The sequence below is a fragment of the Micromonospora salmantinae genome (assembly GCF_022230905.1).
In the GTDB taxonomy this organism is placed as follows: domain Bacteria; phylum Actinomycetota; class Actinomycetes; order Mycobacteriales; family Micromonosporaceae; genus Micromonospora; species Micromonospora salmantinae.
In genome coordinates this window covers 60,578-80,627 of the sequence record NZ_JAKKFG010000029.1, presented here as the reverse complement: position 1 = coordinate 80,627, position 20,050 = coordinate 60,578, and the positions used below count along the sequence as shown (strand labels likewise).

Below are 20,050 nucleotides of genomic sequence, written 5' to 3'. Positions count from 1 at the left end.
GAGGCGTTGCGCGCCCAGGCCGAGCGCGACCGCGACCAGGCCCGCGTCGAGGCACGGGACCTGCGCATCGAGCGCGACGCCGAACGGCAGCGGGTGGCCGACCTGAGCGTGGAACGCGACGCGCTGCGCGCCGAGGCCGAACGGGCCAGCCGGGCCGCTGCCGAGGCGACCGAGCGGGCCGGTCGGTGGCAGGCCGAGGTGCAGGACGTCCGCCGCCAGATCGAGCAGTCCCGCGCCGACGCGGCGCGGACCCGCGCCGAGGCCGCCGACGCCGCCCGGGCGCGTGAGCAGGCCGACCGGGCCCGCGACCGCGCCGAGGTCGTCGCCCGGCAGGCCGACGACGCCCGGCAGGAGGCCGCGGAGCTGGCCGCGCGGCTGCGCGCGGAGGTGGCGGCCCTGGCCGCCCAGCGCGACACCCTCACCGCCGAGCTGACAGTGGCCCGGCAGGCCGCGGCGACCGCCGAGGGTCACCGCACCGCCCTGACGGTACGGCTCGACGCCGCCGAGACCGACCGGGACCTGGCCCAGCGGCGGGTGGCGCAGCTCGGCGACCAGGTCAGTGACCTGGCGTTGGCGCTGGCCCGCCTCGGCGCCGCCACTCCCGGGGACGCCGCCTGACGATCGTGGCGCAACCTTCGGTAGGCTCGGGCGGTTAACCTCCCCGGTGGCAGCGGACACACACCGTTGTCCCGACCCGCCTGGGGATCACCTCACCGGGTGAGCGTCCCGGCCGGCTACCCTTGGTCCCGGCCCACCCGTGGACGCCTGACGCCCTCGGGCGGGAATGGCTCGACGGGGACGCACCGTTACACCCAGAAGACCAGCACCACGAACGAGGGGAAGTCGATCATGGGCGAGCGTATGCTGCGCGGAAGCCGCCTTGGCGCGGTGAGCTATGAATCCGACCGCAACACGGAGCTCGCGCCGCGTCAGACCCGCGAGTACCTCTGCGCCAAGGGCCACCAGTTCGAGGTGCCGTTCGCCGTCGACGCCGAGGTCCCGACGACCTGGGAATGCAAGTTCGACGGCAGCGTCGCCCGACTCGTCGACGGCAACGAGCCGGAGCAGAAGAAGGCCAAGCCGCCGCGTACCCACTGGGACATGCTTCTGGAGCGGCGTTCCATCGCCGAGCTGGAGGACATCCTGGAGGAGCGCCTGCAGGAGGTTCGGACCCGCCGCGGCCGCGCCTGAGCCGCACGACGCACGATGACGGCGCCCCCGGGGTTTTCCCCGGGGGCGCCGTCATGTCTGTCCTCAGCGCGGTAGGTGGCCCGGTCTTCAGTGCCGGCCGGGCTCGACGATCTCGCCCTCGATGGCCCGACCGCCGTCGACCACCACCGGCTGTTCCGGCTGTGGAGTCGGTTGCGGGGTGTGTTGCGGCGCACCTTGGCGCACCCGCACCGTGCGGGGCCCGAACAGGTCACCGGCGACCATCGACGACACCCGCCGCTCGGTGGCGCGGCGCACCCCGGCGCGGGCCAGTCGACGCACCGGCGGCACCAGCAGCAGCAACCCGACCAGCCCGCTGACCAGGCCGGGCACCGCCAGCAACAGCGCGCCGGCCAACCCGACGAGCCCGTCGGTCACCTGCCCGCCCGGGGGCTGCCCGGCGGCCGCGGCGGCGCGGAAACCACGCCAGGCGCGCATCCCCTCGCGGCGCAGCAGCACCAACCCGAGCAGGGACGCGGCGAACACCAGCAACACCGCCGCGCCGAACCCCAGCGCCCGTCCCACGCCGACGAACACCGCCAGCTCCAGCACCACCGCCAGCAACAGGGCCAACGGCACGAACCTCAGTCCTCGGCGCATCTCACCTCATCGCCATTCCTGCGGACACCACGGACGTGTTCCGCTCATCCAGCATGACACGGCCGCGCTCACGGCCACCGTGCCTGGCCGGTGGCGGTGCCGTGCAGGCCCCGGCGTACCGCCTGGCGCCGGTCGCGCACCCCCCACGCGGTGATCCGCCACAACGCCTCGGCCACGATCTTCGGGCTCATCTTGCTGTCGCCGCGTTCCCGCTCGGCGAAGGTGATCGGCACCTCCACGATGCGCACCCCGGCCCGGTGCGCCAGCCGCGACAGCTCCACCTGGAACGAGTAGCCCTGCGACGTCACCGACTCCAGGTCGATGGCGTCCAACGCGCTGATCCGGTACACCCGGTAACCGCCGGTGGCGTCCGAGACGGGCATTCCCAACGCCAGGCGCGCGTACAGGTTGCCGCCACGCGACAGCAACAGCCGCCGCAGCGGCCAGTTGAGCACCCGCGCGCCGCTGGTCCACCGGGACCCGATCACCACGTCGGCGTCACGGGCGGCGTCCAGCAGCGCCGGCAGGTCCTCCGGGGCGTGCGAGCCGTCCGCGTCCATCTCCACGACCGCCTGGTAGCCACGCTCGCGCGCCCACCCGAACCCGGCCAGGTACGCCGCACCCAGGCCCTGCTTGCCGTGGCGGTGCAGCACCTGCACGTGCGCGTCGCCGTCGGCGAGGGCGTCGGCGATCGCGCCGGTGCCGTCGGGGCTGTTGTCGTCGGCGATGAGGATCTGCACCGCCGGGGCGGCCCGCCGGACCCGGCCCACGATCACGGCGATGTTGTCGGCCTCGTTGTAGGTGGGGATCACCACCAGCACCCGGCCCACCCCGGGCACCTCGTCCGCGCGTCGGATCGTATCGGTCGCCTGGATCACGGTTCCTCCGCTCCCGCCGGCGTACCGGCTGTTGCTATCCGGGCCTGACCCGCTGCCGCCGGCGCAGCACCGCCGCGCCGACCAGGGCCGCCGCGGCCAGCGCGGCGAGCGCCACCTCGGGCCACCAGCCGAGGCGGGTGGCGAGGGTGCGTCCGTCGTCGAGCCGCAACTGCCGCACCACGACCTCCCGGGTGTTGAACCCGGTGGCATCGCTTACCCGCCCGTCGGGTGCGACGAACCCGGACACCCCGACCGTGGAGGCCATCAACGCCGGCCGTCCGTGCTCCACCGCCCGCAACCGCACCATGGCCATCTGCTGGCGGGCCTCCGCCACGTTGAAGGTGGCGTTGTTGGTCTGCACCACCAGCAGTTGCGCGCCGCCGGTGACGGTGTCGCGGACCACCTCGTCGTAGGCGACCTCGAAGCAGATCACGTCACCGAGCACGGCGGGGCCGGCGCGTACCACGCCCGGGGTGCTTCCGGGCACGAAGTCGTTGCGGATCAGGTCGACCTGCTTGCTGACCATGCGGGCCACGTCGCGCAGCGGCACGTACTCGGCGAACGGCACCGGGTGGCGTTTCGTGTACAGCTGCTCGAGGTCCGCGCCGGTGCCGGGGCGCCACAGGATGCCCGCGTTGCGGACCTGCCCGGCGTCGGGGCCCAGCAGGACCGCGCCGACCAGGATCGGGGCGCCGATGGTGTCGGCGGCCTGGGAGATGCGCGCACCGGCGGTGGGGTTGCGCAGCGGGTCGATGTCGCTGGAGTTCTCCGGCCACACCACCAGGTCGGGTCGCCGCTGTTGCCCGGCGGCGACCCGCTCGGCCAGTTCGATGGTGGCGTCGACGTGGTTGTTGAGCACCGCCTGCCGTTGGGCGTTGAAGTCCAGGCCCAGCCGGGGCACGTTGCCCTGCACGATCGCCACGGTGACGGTGGCGCCGGACCCGGCGGTGGCTACCGGAACCAGCAGACCCCCGGCGGTCAGCGCGACGGCCACGACGGCCGGTACGACCACCGGCGTCCACCGCCGCCCCGGCGCACCCCCGGCGCGTGCAGGGTCCTCCAGCGGGCCCTCAGCGCCCGGCACGGCGTCGCTCGCCGTGGTGGCGGGCTCAGGTGCGGGGCGCTGGGCGGTGACCCAGCCCCGCCAGACGGCGGTGACCAGCAACCCGCCGATGAGGGCCACGACGAAGGTGACCAGCGGGGCGCCGCCCAGCGCGGCCAGGCGCAGCAGCGGCGAGCTGTCCTGGCTGAACGCCAACCGCCCCCACGGGAACCCGCCGAACGGGGTGCGGTCGCGCAGCGCCTCCTGCCCGACCCAGAGCAGCCCGGTCAGCGCCGGCCACCCCCAGCGGGCGCGGTCGACCAGCGGCGACACCCAGGCGGTGGCCGCGCCCAGCAACGCCAGGTAGCCGGCCTGCAGCAGCGACAGCAGCACCCACGGCAGGTAGCCGGTGTGCAGGTTCGTCCAGGCCAGCAGCGGGGCGAACAACGCCACCCCGGTCAGGAAGCCCAGGCCGGCGCCGGCGCGCAACCGCCGCCGGTGCGCGGCGGCGGCCAGCAACGCCACCCCGACCGGCGCGAGCGGCCACACCCCGTACGGGGGGAACGCCACCAGCAGCGCCAGCCCGGCGGCCACGGCCAGGGGCACGGCGACCCGCAGCGGCAGCGGCCGACCGGGAACGACCGGCCGGGGCAGCGCCGCCGGGGTGTGCGTCTCGTCCCGGTCCAGGGTCGTCACCGCTTCACCTCGATCACGGGGCGAAGGTTACCTGGCCGGCGGGTGCACCGGCCGCGTCGGGCCGTCGGGCACGAACCGCCCGGTGGACATGAAATCGGGGCGCGGCTCGCGCCGCGCCCCGATGCTCCCAGGCCCTTCCCGGCCGGTGTGGCGAGAATGGGGCACGACGACCTTCGGACCGACCGGACGTGGACTGGCTGCCCCCGCCGGGCCGTTGTCTACTGGCCGTGCACCTCACCCTGCCCGTACACCGGTAACCGCGGCCGGTTCGCGCCGCCCCGCCGACCCCCGCCCGCTGGACCTGGCCGCCGCGACGATGACGCTCAAACATGTCGCTCGGCCAGCGGACGAAGGGACGAAGCGAACAACAGCCGCTTCCCGTGGTAGGACTCAAAGACGGTACGTGCCGACCCCCGTCGGTTGTCAACCCGCAGCCGGCCTGTCGTGTGTTGCGACACGGCGTGTCGGGTCGGCGAGTCTCAATGCGTACGCAGATGCTGACGCAGCAGCGCCTGCGCGGTGCCCCGGTGCTCCTCGGCGAGCAGCCCTGCGGCGGCCAACACGTAGTCGGCGTCGACCACCGCCGCGGCGGCGCGCGGCAGCGCCCACCCGCCGGCGTGGTCGGCCAATACCGCCGTCAGCACCTGCCCGGACACGTCCGCCGGCGAGTGCCGCAGCACCCCACCGGAGCCCACCAGCATCCGCACGTCGCGCAGGTCTCGCCCGGCCCGCTCACCGGTGGCGGCGCCCCGGGCGTGCCGGCGCAGCGCCACCGTGGCGGCGAGGGTGGCGATGCGCCGGTCCACGGCCCGCTCGACGTCGTCGACGGCCAGCAACGCCGGGTCGGCCGCCCGGCGCGCCGCGGCGGCACCCAGGTCGTCGGCCTCACCGGCGGTGAGCAGCCGCTCCTCCGCGGCGGCCCGCACCACCCCGGGGGCGCTCCACCGCATGCCCAGGTCGCCCTCCACGGTGCGGGCCCGCCACAGGCTGCCGGCGACCTCCCGGCCCGGCCCGGTGGCCCGCTCGTCGGGCGTGAGCACCGAGTACACGTCGGTGGTGGCCCCACCCACGTCGACAACGGCCAGGTCGCCGCCGAGGGTGTCGGCGAGCACCTCCACACCGGTGAGCACCGCGTCGGGGGTGGCCGCCCGCACCAGCCGCGCGAACCGGGCGCCCCTCGACAGTCGTTTACCACCGATGACGTGGCGCAGGAACACCGCCCGGATCGCCGCCCGCGCCGACGCCGGGGCGAGCACCCCGATGCGCGGCAGGACGTTGTCGGCGTCGGTGACCGGCACCCCGGCGTCACGCAGCAGCCCGGTCACCTGCTCGCGCACGTCGGCGTTGCCCGCGTACACCACGGGCCGACGCCACCGGGCGCGGGCCAGGCGGGTGGCGTTGTGGGTGACCGTGTCGGCGTCGCCGCCGTCGGTGCCGCCCACGAGCAGCACCACGTCCGGGCGGGCCGCCCGCAACGCCGTCAGGTCGGCGGCGTCGAGCCGCCCGGCCGCGACGTGCACCACGTGCGCGCCGGCGGACAACCCGACCCGCCGGCCGGCCTGAGCGGTGACCAGCGGCTCGTAGCCGATCACGGCCAGGCGCAGCCCACCGCCGGCCGACGAGCACACGTACCAGGGAACGTCGCGCACGCCGAGCCCGGCGGTGGCCGCCGCGACCGCGGCGTCCAGGCCGTGCAGCACGTCGGTGCCCACAGTGGTGGGCGCCGACGCCGCGCCGGCCAGCACACCGGCGGCCAGGTCCACCACCGCCACCTTCGTGTACGTCGAACCGACGTCGGCGCAGACCGCCAGGGTCACGAGTTTCCCTGTTCGCGACTGCGGGGCTCGCAACCCCGGCTCACTCCTCGCGACTCACGCTGGCGGCGGGGACGACCACGGTGCCGGTCGCGGTGACCGCCACGATCGGCGGGTCGAGGACCTCCGCGGCGGACGCGGAGCGGTCCGGGCGACCCCGACACACCACCGCGCAACTCAACTCCAGGGTGCGGCTGCGGGTACCCAGCCGCGCCACCCGCGCGGTCACCTCGACCACGTCCCCGGCATGGACGGGCGCGTGGAACCGCACGTCGGCGTACCCGGCGAACAGGCCCTCGTCGCCGTCGGTGCGGATGCACACCTCAGTGGCGACATCGCCGAACAACCCCAGCGCGTACGCCCCGTCGACGAGGTTGCCGGCGTAGTGGGCGTGCGAGTACGGCACATACCGCCGCTGCGTCACCGTCAACCCGAGCCGTGCGTCGGTCATGCCATCGCCTTCCGTTGCGTGATCAGGGCGTGCACGAGGTAGCTGGCCACCTCACCGGGCGTGGTGCCCCGACCGAAGATCCGGTCCACGCCCAACTCGTCGGTCATCGTCTCGTCGAAGCGGGGACCACCGACGATCAGCAGCGGCCGCCGCCCCGCCGGCATCGCCTCCCGGAACGCCGCCGACATCTCCCGGGTGTTGTGCAGGTGCGCGTCGCGTTGGGTGACCACCTGCGACACGAGCACCGCGTCGGCCTTCTCCGCCCGGGCGGTCTCCACCAGCTCCGGCACGCTGACCTGCGCGCCCATGTTGGTGACCTTCAACTCCCGGTAGTACTCCAGGCCCTTCTCCCCCGCGATGCCCTTGACGTTGAGGATCGCGTCGATGCCCACCGTGTGCGCGTCGGTGCCGATGCACGCCCCGACCACCGACAACTTGCGCCGCAACCGCTGCTTGATCACCGTGTTGACGTCCTTCGCCGACAGCAGCGCGAAGTCACGTTCCACCACCTGCACGGCGCCCAGGTCGACCAGGTGGTTGACCCGTCCGTAGACGACGAAGAACGTGAACCCGTCGCCCATCGGCTTGGCGTGCACCACCATCGCCGGGTCGATGCCCATCTTGTTGGCCAACTGCACCGCCGCGCCCTCGGCGCGCTTGTCGTGGGTCACCGGCAGGGTGAACGACACCTGCACCATCCCGTCACCGGTGGTGTCCCCGTACGGGCGCACGATCTGCTTCTCCCCGCTCACGCCGCGGCCTCCAGGATGTCGGTGGCCGGGTTGCAGTAGTCGGCCTCGTGCGCGGCCACCCCGGACAGGCCCTTGCCGCGATCCGCGGGCCGCTTCATGATCCCGAAGGTGCCCTCGGCGATCGCCGTCAGCAGCGTCTGCTCCCCGATGCGCTCCAGCAGGTCCAGCGCCTCACCGAGGACCTGGTTGGCACGACGGCGGATGAACCCGCCCGGCGCCGGCACGAAGTCCTCGTGCAACCCACCGGCCGCGCCGAGGACATAACGCACGTTCTGCAGGGCGATGTCCCGGTCGGACAACCACGGCGTCACCACCGCCTCGGTCATCATCCCCACCAGCAGAATGCCCTGACCGGTCAGCGCACCGGCCAGGTTGAAGAACCCGTCGAGCAGATTGCCCCGGAACACGTCACCGGTCATGTGCTTCGTCGGCGGCATCCACTTCAACGGCGCGTCGGGGAACAACTCCCGGGCCAGCAACGCGTGCGCCAACTCCAACCGGAACGACTCCGGCACCTCCGGATTGATCTCGAACGCGTGCCCCAACCCCAACTGCCAGTCCGCCAACCCCGCCTCGTGCGCGAAGAACTCGTTGAGCAGCTGCGACACCGTCACCGTGTGCGCCTCGTCGACAGCGTCGGCGGTGGTCAGGTAGTTGTCCTCACCGGTGTTGATGATGATCCCGGCGCGGGCGTGCACCTGCCGAGAGAACCGCTGGTCGACGAACGTACGCACCGGGTTGATGTCGCGGAACAGGATCCCGTACATCGAGTCGTTCAACATCATGTCGAGGCGTTCCAACCCGGCCAGGGTCGCCATCTCCGGCATGCACAGCCCGGACGCGTAGTTGGTCAACCGCACGTAGCGGCCCACCTCCTTCGACGACTCGTCCAACGCCGCACGCATCAGCCGGAAGTTCTCCTGGGTGGCGTACGTGCCCGCGAAGCCCTCCCGGGTCGCGCCCTCGGGCACGTAGTCCAGCAACGACTGCCCGGTGGAACGGATCACCGCGATCACGTCCGCGCCGGCGCGCGCCGCCGCCTGCGCCTGCGGAATGTCCTCGTAGATGTCACCGGTGGCGACGATCAGGTAGATCCACGGCCGCTGCGCCGGGTCGCCATGGCGCTTCACGAGGCGGTCCCGCTCGGCGCGCCGCCGGTCGATGCGCCGAATGCCCGCGCCGACCGCCTTACGCGCCGCCGACCGGGCCGCCGTGGCCGCCCGCCCGGTGGGCTGGGTGAACCGCACCGACCCGGCTGCGGCCTTCTGCGCCAGCAACGTCACGTCGGTGCTGCCCTCGCGGACCAGGGCGTCGAACACCGGCACCGCCACCCCGTGACCCAACCCCACGTCCGCGGCCACCGCGTCGACGAGCCGGTTCACCCACGGGATGCCGTCCGGGTCGGCGCCGGTCACCCCGGCCAACCGCAGGACCGCCCGCTCCACCGACACCGTGGTGTGGCTGCGCGCCAGGTCCACCACCGGCTGCCCGGCCCGACGCGCCAACTCCCGCGCCCGCGCCACCAGCACCGGATCAAGATCAAGCTTCCCGGTCATGACGACCCTTCCTCGTAGATGACCTCACCGCGCAGCACCAGACGCCGGCACACCGGCAACGGCGTCGGATCGTCCGGACCCCGCGCCTCCGGGTCCTCGGCCTGCAACACCGGCAGACCCCGCTCCACCCCCGCCGGCGTCGACCACACCGCGAACGTCGCCGGCGCACCCAACGCCAGGACCCCCTCGACGTCCAGGTGCACCGCCCGCCACCCGCCCCGCGTGTGCGCCGCGAACGCCGAGCGCACACCCATCCGGTGCGCCGGGTTGTGGTGCGCCACCGCCGCCCGCACCGACCCCCACGGGTCCAGCGGCGTCACCGGCGAATCCGACCCGAACGCCAACGCCACCCCCACCGAGTGCATCGCACCCATCGGGTTCGACTCCAACGACCGGTCCAACCCCAACCGCGTCTCGTACATCCGGCCCGCGCCACCCCACAACCTGTCGAACGCCGGCTGCATGCTCGCCACCACCCCGTACTCCACGAACCGCGCGATCAACGCCTTACTCATGATCTCCGCGTGTTCGATGCGGTGCCGGGCCGCGCGCAACCGCTCCACCCCCACCGTCCGCGCCGCCGCCGCGAACCCGTCCAGGACGGTGCCGATCGCCGCGTCACCGATGGCGTGGAAACCGCCCTGCATGCCGTGCGCCGCGCAGTCCAACAGGTGATCGCGCACCTGCTCGACCGACAGGTACCCGTGCCCGCAGCCGTCACCGTCGCCGTACGGCCGCGACACGTGCGCCGTGCGCGAGCCCAACGCCCCGTCGGCGAACAGGTCCCCACCGGCGCCGACAGCGCCCAACTCCCGGGCCCGCGCCGCACCACCCAACTCACCCCAGTACCCGTACACCTCCGGCAACCCCGCACCGGAGATGCCCAGCAAAGCGGTGAAGTCCTCCTCGTCGGAGATCTCCGGGCCACCACACTCGTGCACCGCAGCGATCCCCAACGACGCCGCGTGGACCAGCGCCACCCGCTGCGCCGCGACCCGCTGCGCCCGACTCACCGAAGCCTGCGCCGCCGCCCGCACCACGTGGTGCGCGTCGCGCCGCAACCAGCCCGACGCGTCGTACCCGGCCGCCTGCACCGCCTGCGGGCACGCCGCCAGCAGGGCCGACGACACCAACGCCGAATGGATCGACGCCTGCGACAGGTACACCCGCCGACCACCGGCCGCCCGGCCCAGCGCCGCCGCGTCCGGCAACGTCGGATCCGACCAACCCGACTCGTCCCAGCCATGCCCCAGCACCACAGCGTCCGCCGGCAGACCCGCCGCGAACCCCGCCACCGCGTCGAGCAGCTGCCCCGCCGAGCGCACCCCGGACAACGCCAACCCGGACAACGCCAACCCGGTGTCGGTGGCGTGCACATGCGCGTCGACGAACGCCGGCGTCACCAACGCCCCGCCCAGGTCCACCACCCGATCGGCCGACGGCGCGTCACCGTCGGTCCCCAACCAGGCAATCCGCCCACCGGACACCAGCAGCGCGGTGGCGCTCGGGTCGGCGGGGCAGTGCAGCACTCCACCGCGATACAACGTCGAGGGGTTCGTCATGACCTTCAGTCTGCCGCGACCCGCGCCGCGAACAGCTGACGCACCCCAGGCTCGGCCCGCAGCAACCCCAACGCCAACTCCGCGTGCCCCGGCACGTACCCGTTGCCCACCAGCATCGTCACGTCCGCCGCCAACCCCTCCGCGCCCAACGCGGCAGCCGAGAAGCTCGTCGCCATCGAGAAAAAGATCACCGTGCCGCCGTCAGCGGTGGCCAGCACCGCCCCGTGCTCACACCCCGGCACGTCCACGCAGACCACAGTCACGTCCGCCGGCACCCCCAGCGCGGTGGTCACCGCCGTGGACAACCCCACCGGGTCGCGCGCGTCGGCCAACGCCACCACCGACGCCAGACCGGCGGCCGTCAGCGCGTCACGCTCCGCCGCCACCGGCACCACCCCGACGGTACGCGCGGCGCCCGCCCGTCGCGCCGCGGCGAGAGACAACGACCCGCTCTTACCCGCCCCACCGATCACCGCGACCCGCACCGGCGTCGGATCACCGCTACGCCGACGCTCCTCGACGTAACGCGACACCACCCGGGCGGTCAGCGCGGGCGCCCCGCACACGTCCAGCACGGCGAGGGACAACTGCGGGTCCTCGTCGTCGGGCAGCACCGCGGCGATGGAACGCGCGAACAGGATCGCCCACCCGTCACAGGGCACCTGCTCGCTGCGCCCGTCCCACCGGGCCAACCCATCGGTGATCACCAGAGGCGTCAACGTCAACGACACCAGGGTCGCGACCCGCTCCCCCGCCCTGAGCCCCAGCGGGGACCGCCGACCGGCCTCCTCGACCGTGCCGATCAACATCCCGCCCGAACCGGTCACCGGGTTCTGCATCTTCCCCCGGGTCGCGATGATCTCCAGCACCTCGGCGCGGACCGCGTCACCGTTGCCGCCGTGCTTCTCCGACAACTGCCGGAAGCTCGCCGCGTCCAGGTTGAGCCGCTGCACCCGGATCCGCACCTCGTTCGGCGCGATCGCCGCCGACGTGTCCAGGCGCCAGGCCGCCTGCGGCAACACCCCCGCCGGTTGCACGACGCGGTGCAGTCCCACCGGTGACGTCACGCCAACCTCCCCCTGCCAGCCGTCCGAAGCCCCGGTCAAGGCTCGCGTAACGGGAAAACTTACGGCAGACTAGTTTCTGTACCGAATATTTTCCAGTAGCCTTCGGGCTTCGATGATCAGCCGTAACACCGAGGAGGGGCCGTGACCCAGACCATCCCGCACCCCCGTCACGTCCCGGCCGCCACACCGACCGCCGGGCAGCCCTACGAATACCACCGCCGCCCCCTGGTCGAACCCGACTGGACCCGCTTCCCCGGCTGGCGCCACGTCACCCGCGACCAGTGGGAATCCGCCCAGTGGCAGCGCGTCAACTGCGTCAAGAACATCAAGCAGCTCCGCGCCGTCTTCGGTGACCTGATCGACGAAACCTTCTACGCCGACCTTGAGGCCGACCAGTTGGCCCTGGCCACCATGTCCATGCTGGTGCCACCACAAATGATCAACACGATGGTGCCGTTCGCGACCCTCACCACCGAGGCGCTGCTCGCCGACCCCATCCGCCGCTACATGATCCCGGTCGCCTCCGACCGACGCACCGACTGGCCCTCACACCCCTACGCCAGCCGCGACAGCCTCCACGAGCACGACATGTGGGTCGCCGAAGGGCTCACCCACCGCTACCCCACCAAGGTCCTCGCCGAACTGCTCTCCACCTGCCCCCAGTACTGCGGACACTGCACCCGCATGGACCTCGTCGGCAACTCCACCCCCGCCGTCGACAAACTCAAACTCACCCTCAAGCCCGTCGACCGCTACGACGCCCACATCGCCTACCTCAAGGCCCACCCCGGCGTCCGCGACGTGGTCGTCTCCGGCGGCGACGTGGCCAACGTCCCCTGGCGCAACCTCGAGTCGTACCTCATGCGCCTGCTGGAACTGGATACGGTCCGCGACATCCGGCTCGCCACCAAGGCCCTCATGGGCCTACCCCAACACTGGCTGCAGCCCGACGTCGTCGAGGGCCTGGAGCGGGTGGCCCGCACCGCCGCCCGCCGCGGCGTCAACCTCGCCATCCACACCCACGTCAACCACGCCCAGTCGCTCACCCCACTGGTCGCCAAGGCCGCCCAGACCGCCCTCGACGTCGGCGTCCGCGACGTCCGCAACCAGGGCGTCCTCATGCGCGGCGTCAACGCCACCACCCCGGAACTGCTCGACCTCTGCTTCGCCCTCCAAGGCGAAGCCGGGATCCTGCCGTACTACTTCTACATGTGCGACATGATCCCCAACGCCGAACACTGGCGGGTCCCGGTCTGGCACGCCCAGCAACTCCAACACGACATCATGGGCTACCTTCCCGGCTACGCCACCCCCCGCATCGTCTGCGACGTCCCCTTCGTCGGTAAGCGCTGGGTGCACATGCTCACCGACTACGACCGTGAGCGCGGCATCTCCTACTGGACGAAGAACTACCGCACCTCCATCGAATCCGCCGACCTGGAGGCGCTGAACAAGCGCTACGCCTACTACGACCCGATCGACACCCTGCCCGCCGACGGCCAGCAGTGGTGGCACGACCACCGCGACGACTGACCCACCGACGGCGGCGCCCCCGAGGTGATCACCCCGGGGGCGCCGCCGTCCTCCGTCACCGGCAGCCCAGGCCCTGGACGTATCCGGGCCGCAGCGTCCCGGCTGCGATCTCGTCGGCGTACTCCCAGAACACCTCCGGCCAGTCGCCCGTCTTGTCCATGTCCCGCAACACCCGCCACCCGTGGCTGCTCCGCAGCGCCTCGGCGGCCCGCCGCACCCCGGCCTCATCCCCGCTCGTCCTCGCGCGCTGCCACTCCGCGATCCACCCGCAACCGACCCGCGACGTCACAGCGGCGCCGAACTGATAGGGATCGTTGACGCCGACGTCAACCAGTGCCGCCACATCGAAGCCCGGCGGGAGCGGCACGTCCGCGAGCACCTCGGCCGCCCGCGCCAGCGCCCGCTCGGAAGTGACGATCTCCGGCGGAAGCGCACCCAACCACGTACGCGCATCCGCCCGGACCACATTCGCGAGGACCCGGGCGAACCCCTTCCGGGACCAGTCACCCCCGGTGCGCAACTCGACGAAGACCCCGTCACGGGGACGGAGCAACACCTCGAAGTCGCTGGCGGAATACTCGAACAGGTCACCCGGCCAGCCATCGACCTGCACAGCCTTCGGACGACTGACGTTGAGCCGGTCGGCGTAACGGTCGGCGTAACCGTCAGCCGGATACCAGTCGAACTCCAACTCGCGCCCACCGTTGCGAAACACGATGGTGCCCGCCTCCTGGGTGAACCCGTACACGACTGTCGCCTTCCAGCCGGGTCGGTTGATCAGCAACCGCGGATTCTTCTCCGCAGCCCGCATCGCCACCGGCGAGTAGACGACCGGAGCACCGGCGCTGGGAGCGGAAGCCACCTCCCCGACCTCTTCGGACCCGCGCGGCAGAACAGAGACGGACAGGACGCTGGCGAGGACCACGGCGGCCGCCGCCGTCGCCACGCCAGCGAAGCGACGCACTCTCGGTTGCCGTCGGGGTGGTTCCACGAACCGACCGAGCGTCGACTCCGACATGATCTCCCCCAGGAGGGCCTGCTTCACCCCGTCGAACTGTCCGACGAGGTCCCGCCGAGCGGGGTCAGCTTCCCGAACCAGCAGGTCAAGGTGTTCCTCGGTCATCTCTGCTCCTTCCGGGTGGCTGCGGTCAGCACGTCGAGTACATGTCCAGGCGGGCCAGGGCCGTCACCGACCAATTCGCGCAGCCTGGCTCGCGCACGCGAGAGCCGTGTCCGCACCACTGCGGGACCGACCCCGAGGACCGCAGCCACCTCGCGCGGCTGCAAGCCCTCCCACACGGTGAGCATCAACACCTCGCGGTCCAGCTCACCCAGACCCGCCAACGCCGCCCGGACAGCGAGCCGCTCGGGCACCTCACTGCCCGGATCGGCGGCGACCGCGGCGGCGATCTGCTCACGTAGCCGTTCACCCAGCCGCTGCCGGCGAACCCCACCCCGGTGATGGTTGGCCAGCACCCGCCGGGCCACCCCGTACAGCCAGAGCCGAGCTTCACCGTCGGCCGGAATGTCATGCCTGCGCCGCCAGGCGACCAGGAAGGTCTCCGCGACGACGTCGGCCGCGTCCTCGGGATGCGCGACGCGCCGCAGCGCGTACGCCAACAACGGCTCGAAGTGCTCAAGGTAGACGCGCTGGAAGCGGTCCTCGTAGTACTCAATGCCGGAGCTCACGTTCACTCCATGTCCGGTGGGACCTCAACCGTGACAGGTCGCGCCAGCCCCGTTTCCCCTACCTCAACCCGGCCGCTCCCCTGGCGTACACAGTGCCGCACCTGGCGCGACGGGCCGTCAGGCGGTCAACACCTCGGACAACGGCGCCGGCACCAGCCCCCGCTCCCGCAATCCGGCCAGGATGTGCGGCAACGCCTCATCGGTCATCGCCGCGTTCGCCTCGGTCACATGCATGATCACGACTGATCCGGGGCGAACGTGGTCCAACACCGCCCGCACCAACGGCTTCCACGCCGTCGCGAACGGATCGCCGCTGACCACGTCCCCGTCGACCACAGTCACACCCAGCGGTGCCAACGCGTCCAACGCCGCCGCGTCGTGGCACAAGCCCGGAAACCGGAAGTACCGGGTCTGCCGACCCCCGTACGGCGCGATCACCTCGAACGTCTTCGCCACGTCGCCGGCCAGCTCGTCGACCGGCAGCCGGGGCAGGTCGTAACAGTCGGCGGTGAACGCCGCGTGCCCATAGGTGTGGTTGGCCAACTCGAAGCGCGGGTTGCCGGCGATCCGCCGGGTCACGTCCGGATACCGCTTGACCCACTTGCCGGTCAGGAAGAACGTCGCCGGCACCTGCTCCCGCTCCAGCAGGTCGAGAATGCGCAGGTTCGCGTACGACTTCACCCGGCCGGCCCGCAGACTGGCCAACATCCCGTCGGTCATGTCCGCGTCGAAGGTCAGCGCAACCTTGGCACCCGTGCGCGGGCCGTGATCCACCACCGGCGCCCTGCTCCCCACCCGCGTCGCGCCCGGGAAAGCCGGAACAGCCGGAACCGTCGGTGTCGGGACACTCTGTGGGGTGGCGGGAGCCGTTGGCGTCGGAACCGCCTGCGATGCGCCGGCCGGCGGCGCGGGCGCAGACGCGGACGAGCCGACGAAGACCGGCCCCTCCGGTGGTGGCACCCGGGACGCCGTGCACGCGACACTGCCGACAACGGCCGCCGCAACCAGTACGCCACACCACAATGGGCGGAGGCGGGGTCGGATCACGCCGCAGATCATCGCAGACGCGAAAGCGCCTCACTGACCCGCGCGGACCGTCTCGAACGCCGGCGGACACACCTCGCCCACCTCGCCCCCGAGAGGCAGTGGCCCCCTGGCGACGCGGGCATTGCGCGCGTGGAGCGTCGGGGCGGTGCCGCTCCGGTCGGCGATATACCTCAGAGGCATAAATATGACTCCCAGGTATATGGCTCACCAAGGATTCTCCCGCCCGAGATGGTGCCGAGGCCGCCACCGCAGTTGGCCACGCAGGGCCGCGGGGCGTACATGGTGACCGCCACGCCGAGCAGGAAGAAGGGCCAACGCGGCCAGCACCAGGGAACGCGGCACGACGGGTCCCCGGGCGACGGTGCGCCCGGGGACCCGTGGACCGCTCAGGTCACTTCGTGAACGAATCCTTCACGTTTCGACCAGCGTCCTTAACGTTCTGACCGGCCTGCTTGGCGCGCGCGTCGCTCTGCTGGCTGGCGCCCTCGCCACGCATCCGCTCGTTGTCGGTCATGTCGCCGACGCGCTCCCTCGCGGCGCCGGCCATCTGCTCAACCTTGTTCTTTGCCTTCTCGGTGAAGCTCATCGCGCCTCCTCGGTCTGGCGGTTGTCCTGGTTCGCTTGCCCGGTCTCCGGGTGCCGAAACCGGCAGTGCCGGTCGGCACACCCGCTAAAGCATCCTAGGAAGATAGGTAGTGGGAGGGTCTCCTGTCGGCACCACCTCGCGATGGTTAACTGACCGCATGGGAGAGCTCCTGCTGATCCGGCACGGCGAGACCACCTGGAGCGCCAGCCTGCGGCACACCTCGTACACCGACCTGGAGCTGACCCCCGACGGCGAGCGACAGGCCCGCACCCTGGCCGCGTTCCTGGCCGGCCGGCGCTTCGTCACCGTGCTGACCAGCCCCCGCTCCCGGGCGCTGCGCACCGCGCAGCTGGCCGGGCTCACCGTCGACGCCGTCGACGAGGACCTCAGCGAGTGGAACTACGGCGAGTACGAGGGCCGCACCACCGTCGACATCCACGACGACGATCCGCACTGGAACATCTGGACCGACGGCTGCCCCGGCGGGGAGTCCCCCGCGCAGGTGGGCGAACGGCTCGACCGGGTGCTGGCCCGCGTCACCCCGCTGCTCGACCGTGGCACCGTCGCACTGGTCGGGCACGCGCACAGCCTGCGGGTGCTCGGTGCCCGCTGGATCGGCCTGCCCCCGTCCGCCGGTGGGCGCTTACGCCTGGACACCGCCACGGTCAGCGCGCTCGGTCACGAACACGGCCGGCAGGTCATCCTGCGGTGGAACCAGCCGGCTCCTCCGGCGCCCGGGACCGCGACCGACTCGGTGCCGCAGAGCTGATCTTCGGCGGCCGGTTCTCGTACGGCGTGGACAACACCACAGTCGTCCGGGTCGTGACGTTCGCCGAGGTACGGATCTCCTGGAGCACCCGCTCCAGGTCGGTGGGGCTGGCCACCCGCACCAGCAGCAGGTAGAAGTCCTCCCCCGCCACCGAATAGCAGGAGTCGATCTCCGGCAGGTGGGCCAGCCGCTCCGGGGCGTCGTCCGGCTGCGACGGATCGAACGGCCGGATCGCCACGAACGCGGTCAGCGGCAGGTCCAGCGCCTCGAACGACACCCGGGCGGCGTACCCCTTGATCACCCCGCGCTGCTCCAGCCGACGGACCCGCTGGTGCACGGCGGACACCGACAGCCCCACCCGCTCGGCCAGGTCGGTGTACGACAGACGGCCGTCGGCGGTCAGCGCGGCGACGATAGCGCGGTCGATCTCCTCCACGGCGTGCAACCTACCGGGAAAACCGTCGCACGGCGACGAGGTACCCGAGTGGCGGACCGCGGTGGGCCGTGACACACCCACCGCAGCCCCACCGCCACGTACCGCCGTCAGCCCTTGGCCAGCGCCCGCGAGATCACCATCCGCTGGATCTGGTTGGTGCCCTCCACGATCTGCAACACCTTCGCCTCACGCATGTACCGCTCCACCGGGTGGTCGGCCACATAACCCGCGCCGCCGAGCACCTGCACCGCGTCGGTGGTCACCCGCATCGCCATGTCGGTGGCGAACAGCTTCGCCTTGGCCGCCTCGATGGCGTACGGGCGGCCGGCGTCGCGCAGCCGGGCCGCCGCCAGGGTCAGCGCGCGAGCGGCGGAGATCTGGGTGGCCGCGTCGGCGAGTAGGAACCCCAGCCCCTGGAAGTCGATGATGGAGCGCCCGAACTGCTGGCGCTCCCGGGCGTAGGAGACCGCGTAGTCCAGGGCGGCCTGGGCCAGCCCGACCGCGCACGCCGCGATGCCCAGCCGGCCGGAGTCCAGCGCGGACATCGCGATGGTGAAGCCCAGCCCCTCGCCGCCGATCAACCGGTCGGCCGGCACCCGCGCCTCGTCGAAGGCGACCTGCGCCACCGGGGAGGCGCGCAGCCCCATCGTCCGCTCGGCCGCCTGCGGGGTGATACCGGCCGTGCCCGCGTCGGCGAGCAGGCAGGAGATCCCCTTCGGACCGGGCCCGCCGGTGCGGCAGAAGACGTTGTAGAAGTCGGCAGTGCGGGCGTGGGTGATCCACGCCTTGGTGCCGGAGACCAGGTACGCGTCGCCGTCGCGATCCGCCCGGGTGGTCAGCGCCGCCGCGTCCGAGCCACCCTGCGGCTCGGAGAGGCAGTACGCGCCCAGCAACTCGCCACCGAGCATGTCCGGCAGAAGCTTGCGCTGCTCGTCGCTGCCGAACGCCGCCACCGGGTAGCAGGACAGGGTGTGCACGCTGACCGCCTCGGCGACAGCGAGCCAACGGCTGGCCAGGATCTCCAGCACCTGCAGGTACACCTCGTACGGCTGCGCCGCGCCGCCGTACTCCTCGGGGTAGGGCAGGCCGAGCAGGCCGGCGCGGCCCAGCGTGCGCAGCACCTCGCGGGGGAACTCGGCGCGTTCCTCGAAGGCCGCGGCCTTCGGCGCGAGCTCGCCGTCGGCGAGCTCGGTGGCGAGACCCAGCAGGTCGTGGGCCTCGTCGGTGGGGAGGATCCGGTCGACAGTCATAGCGCGATGAGCTCCGTGGGGGTGGTGTTGAGCCGTTGCACGCCGTCCGTCGTGCAGACGACGATGTCCTCGATGCGGGCGCCGTGCCGGCCCGCCAGGTAGATGCCCGGTTCGATGGAGAACGCCATGCCGGCGTCGAGGGGTCGGTCGTTGCCGGCCACCAGGTAGGGCTCCTCGTGCCCGTCCAGGCCGATGCCGTGGCCGGTGCGGTGCAGGAACGCGGGACCGTAGCCGGCGGCGGCGATCGGCGCTCGGGCAGCGGCGTCGCCCGCCGCGGCGGTGATCCCGGGGCGCACCGCCTCGACGGCGGCGCGTTGGGCGTCGCGCAGCACCTCGTAGTAGTCCAGGAAGTCGGCCGGCGCCGACCCGCCCGCCAGGTAGGTGCGGGTGCAGTCGGAGCGGTAGCCCGACGCCATGGTGCCGCCGATGTCGACAACCACCGGCTCGCCGAGGCCGATCGGACGGTCGGAGGTGCCGTGGTGCGGGCTGGCTCCGTTGGGCCCGGCCGCCACGATGACGAAGTCGACGGTGACGTGCCCGGCGGCGCGGATCGCCGCGGCGATGTCGGTGGCGACCTCGGCCTCGGTGCGACCGGGGCGCAGCCACTCGCCCATCCGCAGGTGCACCTCGTCGATCGCCGCGCCGGCCTCGGTGAGCGCCGCGACCTCCGCCGGGGACTTGCGGATCCGCAACTCGCGCAGTACCTCCCCGGCGAGCCGTTGCGCGGCGTCGGGCAGCGCCGCGCGCAGCCCGAGGACCTGCTCGGCCCACATCCGGTCGGCGAGCCCGACCGCCGCGACCGGGCCGTCGAGGGCGGCGACGACCAGGGGGTACGGGTCGGTGCCGTCGACGTGGTCGACGATGCGCACCCCGGTCGCCGGCGTGGGGGACGCCTCGGCGGCCGGGCGTTCGAGCCGGGGCACGACGAGGGTCGCCTCGCCCTCGGCGGGCAGCACCAGGCAGGTCAGCCGCTCCCCCGCGTGGGCGTCGTACCCGGTCAGATACCGCAGGTCGGAGCCGGGCGTGAGCAGCAGGGCGTCCAGGCCCGCGGCGGCCGTCGCGCGCTGCGCGGCGATCAACCGATCCGGCGGATACAGCTCGTCGATTCCCACC

The 20,050-nt window shown here is 72.5% G+C and carries 19 protein-coding genes and 1 pseudogene; 4 read left to right on the top strand and 16 right to left on the bottom strand.

Going from position 1 to position 20,050, the window contains the following annotated elements:
- Together PSH03_RS21800 and PSH03_RS21795 are read left to right on the top strand one after the other, a co-directional pair.
- Positions 1–618, top strand: a pseudogene (locus PSH03_RS21800) (hypothetical protein); the annotation flags it as partial.
- Between the two features lie 231 nt (positions 619–849).
- Positions 850–1,191: an RNA polymerase-binding protein RbpA gene (locus PSH03_RS21795; RefSeq protein ID WP_091398247.1), complete on the top strand. Its 342-nt coding sequence runs from the start codon at positions 850–852 to the stop codon at positions 1,189–1,191.
- A gap of 87 nt (positions 1,192–1,278) precedes the next feature.
- Here PSH03_RS21795 and PSH03_RS21790 read toward each other — a convergent pair whose 3' ends face one another.
- The 9 genes from PSH03_RS21790 to kdd form a co-directional block, all read right to left on the bottom strand.
- On the bottom strand, positions 1,279–1,809 hold the full coding sequence (locus PSH03_RS21790; RefSeq protein WP_238690253.1) for an FxsA family protein: 531 nt from the start codon (positions 1,807–1,809) through the stop codon (positions 1,279–1,281).
- Between the two features lie 68 nt (positions 1,810–1,877).
- Positions 1,878–2,687 (bottom strand): polyprenol monophosphomannose synthase, encoded by an 810-nt coding sequence (locus tag PSH03_RS21785; RefSeq protein WP_238690252.1) that lies wholly within the window; start codon positions 2,685–2,687, stop codon positions 1,878–1,880.
- Between the two features lie 34 nt (positions 2,688–2,721).
- Positions 2,722–4,416: an apolipoprotein N-acyltransferase gene (gene lnt, locus PSH03_RS21780; protein ID WP_238690255.1), complete on the bottom strand. Its 1,695-nt coding sequence runs from the start codon at positions 4,414–4,416 to the stop codon at positions 2,722–2,724.
- 488 nt (positions 4,417–4,904) lie between these two features.
- A complete protein-coding gene (locus PSH03_RS21775; protein ID WP_238690251.1) occupies positions 4,905–6,242 on the bottom strand; it encodes a glutamate mutase L in 1,338 nt (445 codons plus the stop codon).
- Between the two features lie 40 nt (positions 6,243–6,282).
- Complete coding sequence (kal, locus tag PSH03_RS21770) at positions 6,283–6,690, bottom strand: 3-aminobutyryl-CoA ammonia lyase (protein ID WP_238690250.1); 408 nt, start codon at positions 6,688–6,690, stop codon at positions 6,283–6,285.
- A complete protein-coding gene (kamE, locus tag PSH03_RS21765; protein WP_307850645.1) occupies positions 6,687–7,442 on the bottom strand; it encodes a lysine 5,6-aminomutase subunit beta in 756 nt (251 codons plus the stop codon). Before kamE ends, kal begins: the two co-directional genes overlap by 4 nt.
- Positions 7,439–8,998 carry a lysine 5,6-aminomutase subunit alpha gene (gene kamD / locus PSH03_RS21760; RefSeq protein ID WP_091398261.1) on the bottom strand — a complete coding sequence of 520 codons (1,560 nt, stop codon included), beginning with the start codon at positions 8,996–8,998 and terminating at the stop codon, positions 7,439–7,441. The genes kamE and kamD overlap by 4 nt, the downstream gene beginning before the upstream one ends.
- Positions 8,995–10,560 carry an amidohydrolase gene (locus PSH03_RS21755; protein WP_238690249.1) on the bottom strand — a complete coding sequence of 522 codons (1,566 nt, stop codon included), beginning with the start codon at positions 10,558–10,560 and terminating at the stop codon, positions 8,995–8,997. Before PSH03_RS21755 ends, kamD begins: the two co-directional genes overlap by 4 nt.
- A gap of 5 nt (positions 10,561–10,565) precedes the next feature.
- Entirely contained in the window at positions 10,566–11,627 is a 1,062-nt protein-coding gene (gene kdd / locus PSH03_RS21750) for an L-erythro-3,5-diaminohexanoate dehydrogenase (protein ID WP_502361699.1), read from the bottom strand.
- 141 nt (positions 11,628–11,768) lie between these two features.
- On the opposite strand from kdd, the gene PSH03_RS21745 reads away from it, so the two are divergent.
- Positions 11,769–13,160: a KamA family radical SAM protein gene (locus PSH03_RS21745; RefSeq protein ID WP_210785782.1), complete on the top strand. Its 1,392-nt coding sequence runs from the start codon at positions 11,769–11,771 to the stop codon at positions 13,158–13,160.
- Positions 13,161–13,215: 55 nt separating this feature from the next.
- Here the strand turns inward: PSH03_RS21745 and PSH03_RS21740 are convergent, their stop codons facing one another.
- From PSH03_RS21740 to PSH03_RS21725, 4 genes are all read right to left on the bottom strand, one after another.
- The gene (locus tag PSH03_RS21740) at positions 13,216–14,283 is read right to left on the bottom strand and encodes a hypothetical protein (RefSeq protein ID WP_238690248.1); all 1,068 of its coding nucleotides are present in this window, start codon (positions 14,281–14,283) and stop codon (positions 13,216–13,218) included.
- Positions 14,280–14,849, bottom strand: a complete 570-nt coding sequence (locus PSH03_RS21735) for an RNA polymerase sigma factor (RefSeq protein ID WP_210785780.1) — start codon at positions 14,847–14,849, stop codon at positions 14,280–14,282. Before PSH03_RS21735 ends, PSH03_RS21740 begins: the two co-directional genes overlap by 4 nt.
- Positions 14,850–14,966: 117 nt before the next feature.
- The gene (locus tag PSH03_RS21730; protein ID WP_210785779.1) at positions 14,967–15,626 is read right to left on the bottom strand and encodes a polysaccharide deacetylase family protein; all 660 of its coding nucleotides are present in this window, start codon (positions 15,624–15,626) and stop codon (positions 14,967–14,969) included.
- Between the two features lie 661 nt (positions 15,627–16,287).
- A complete protein-coding gene (locus PSH03_RS21725; protein ID WP_088989634.1) occupies positions 16,288–16,482 on the bottom strand; it encodes a CsbD family protein in 195 nt (64 codons plus the stop codon).
- A 157-nt stretch (positions 16,483–16,639) separates the two neighbouring features.
- Here PSH03_RS21725 and PSH03_RS21720 point away from each other — a divergent pair, with 157 nt between their 5' ends.
- Positions 16,640–17,251, top strand: coding sequence for a histidine phosphatase family protein (locus PSH03_RS21720; RefSeq protein WP_210785778.1), 612 nt, complete (start codon positions 16,640–16,642; stop codon positions 17,249–17,251).
- Here the strand turns inward: PSH03_RS21720 and PSH03_RS21715 are convergent.
- The 3 genes from PSH03_RS21715 to PSH03_RS21705 form a co-directional block, all read right to left on the bottom strand.
- Positions 17,181–17,687 (bottom strand): Lrp/AsnC family transcriptional regulator, encoded by a 507-nt coding sequence (locus PSH03_RS21715; RefSeq protein WP_091398289.1) that lies wholly within the window; start codon positions 17,685–17,687, stop codon positions 17,181–17,183. The two genes, PSH03_RS21720 and PSH03_RS21715, sit on opposite strands and share 71 nt — an antisense overlap.
- Positions 17,688–17,794: 107 nt before the next feature.
- Positions 17,795–18,937 (bottom strand): acyl-CoA dehydrogenase family protein, encoded by a 1,143-nt coding sequence (locus tag PSH03_RS21710; protein ID WP_238690247.1) that lies wholly within the window; start codon positions 18,935–18,937, stop codon positions 17,795–17,797.
- Entirely contained in the window at positions 18,934–20,049 is a 1,116-nt protein-coding gene (locus PSH03_RS21705; protein WP_238690246.1) for a M24 family metallopeptidase, read from the bottom strand. Before PSH03_RS21705 ends, PSH03_RS21710 begins: the two co-directional genes overlap by 4 nt.
- Position 20,050: the final 1 nt, after the last annotated feature.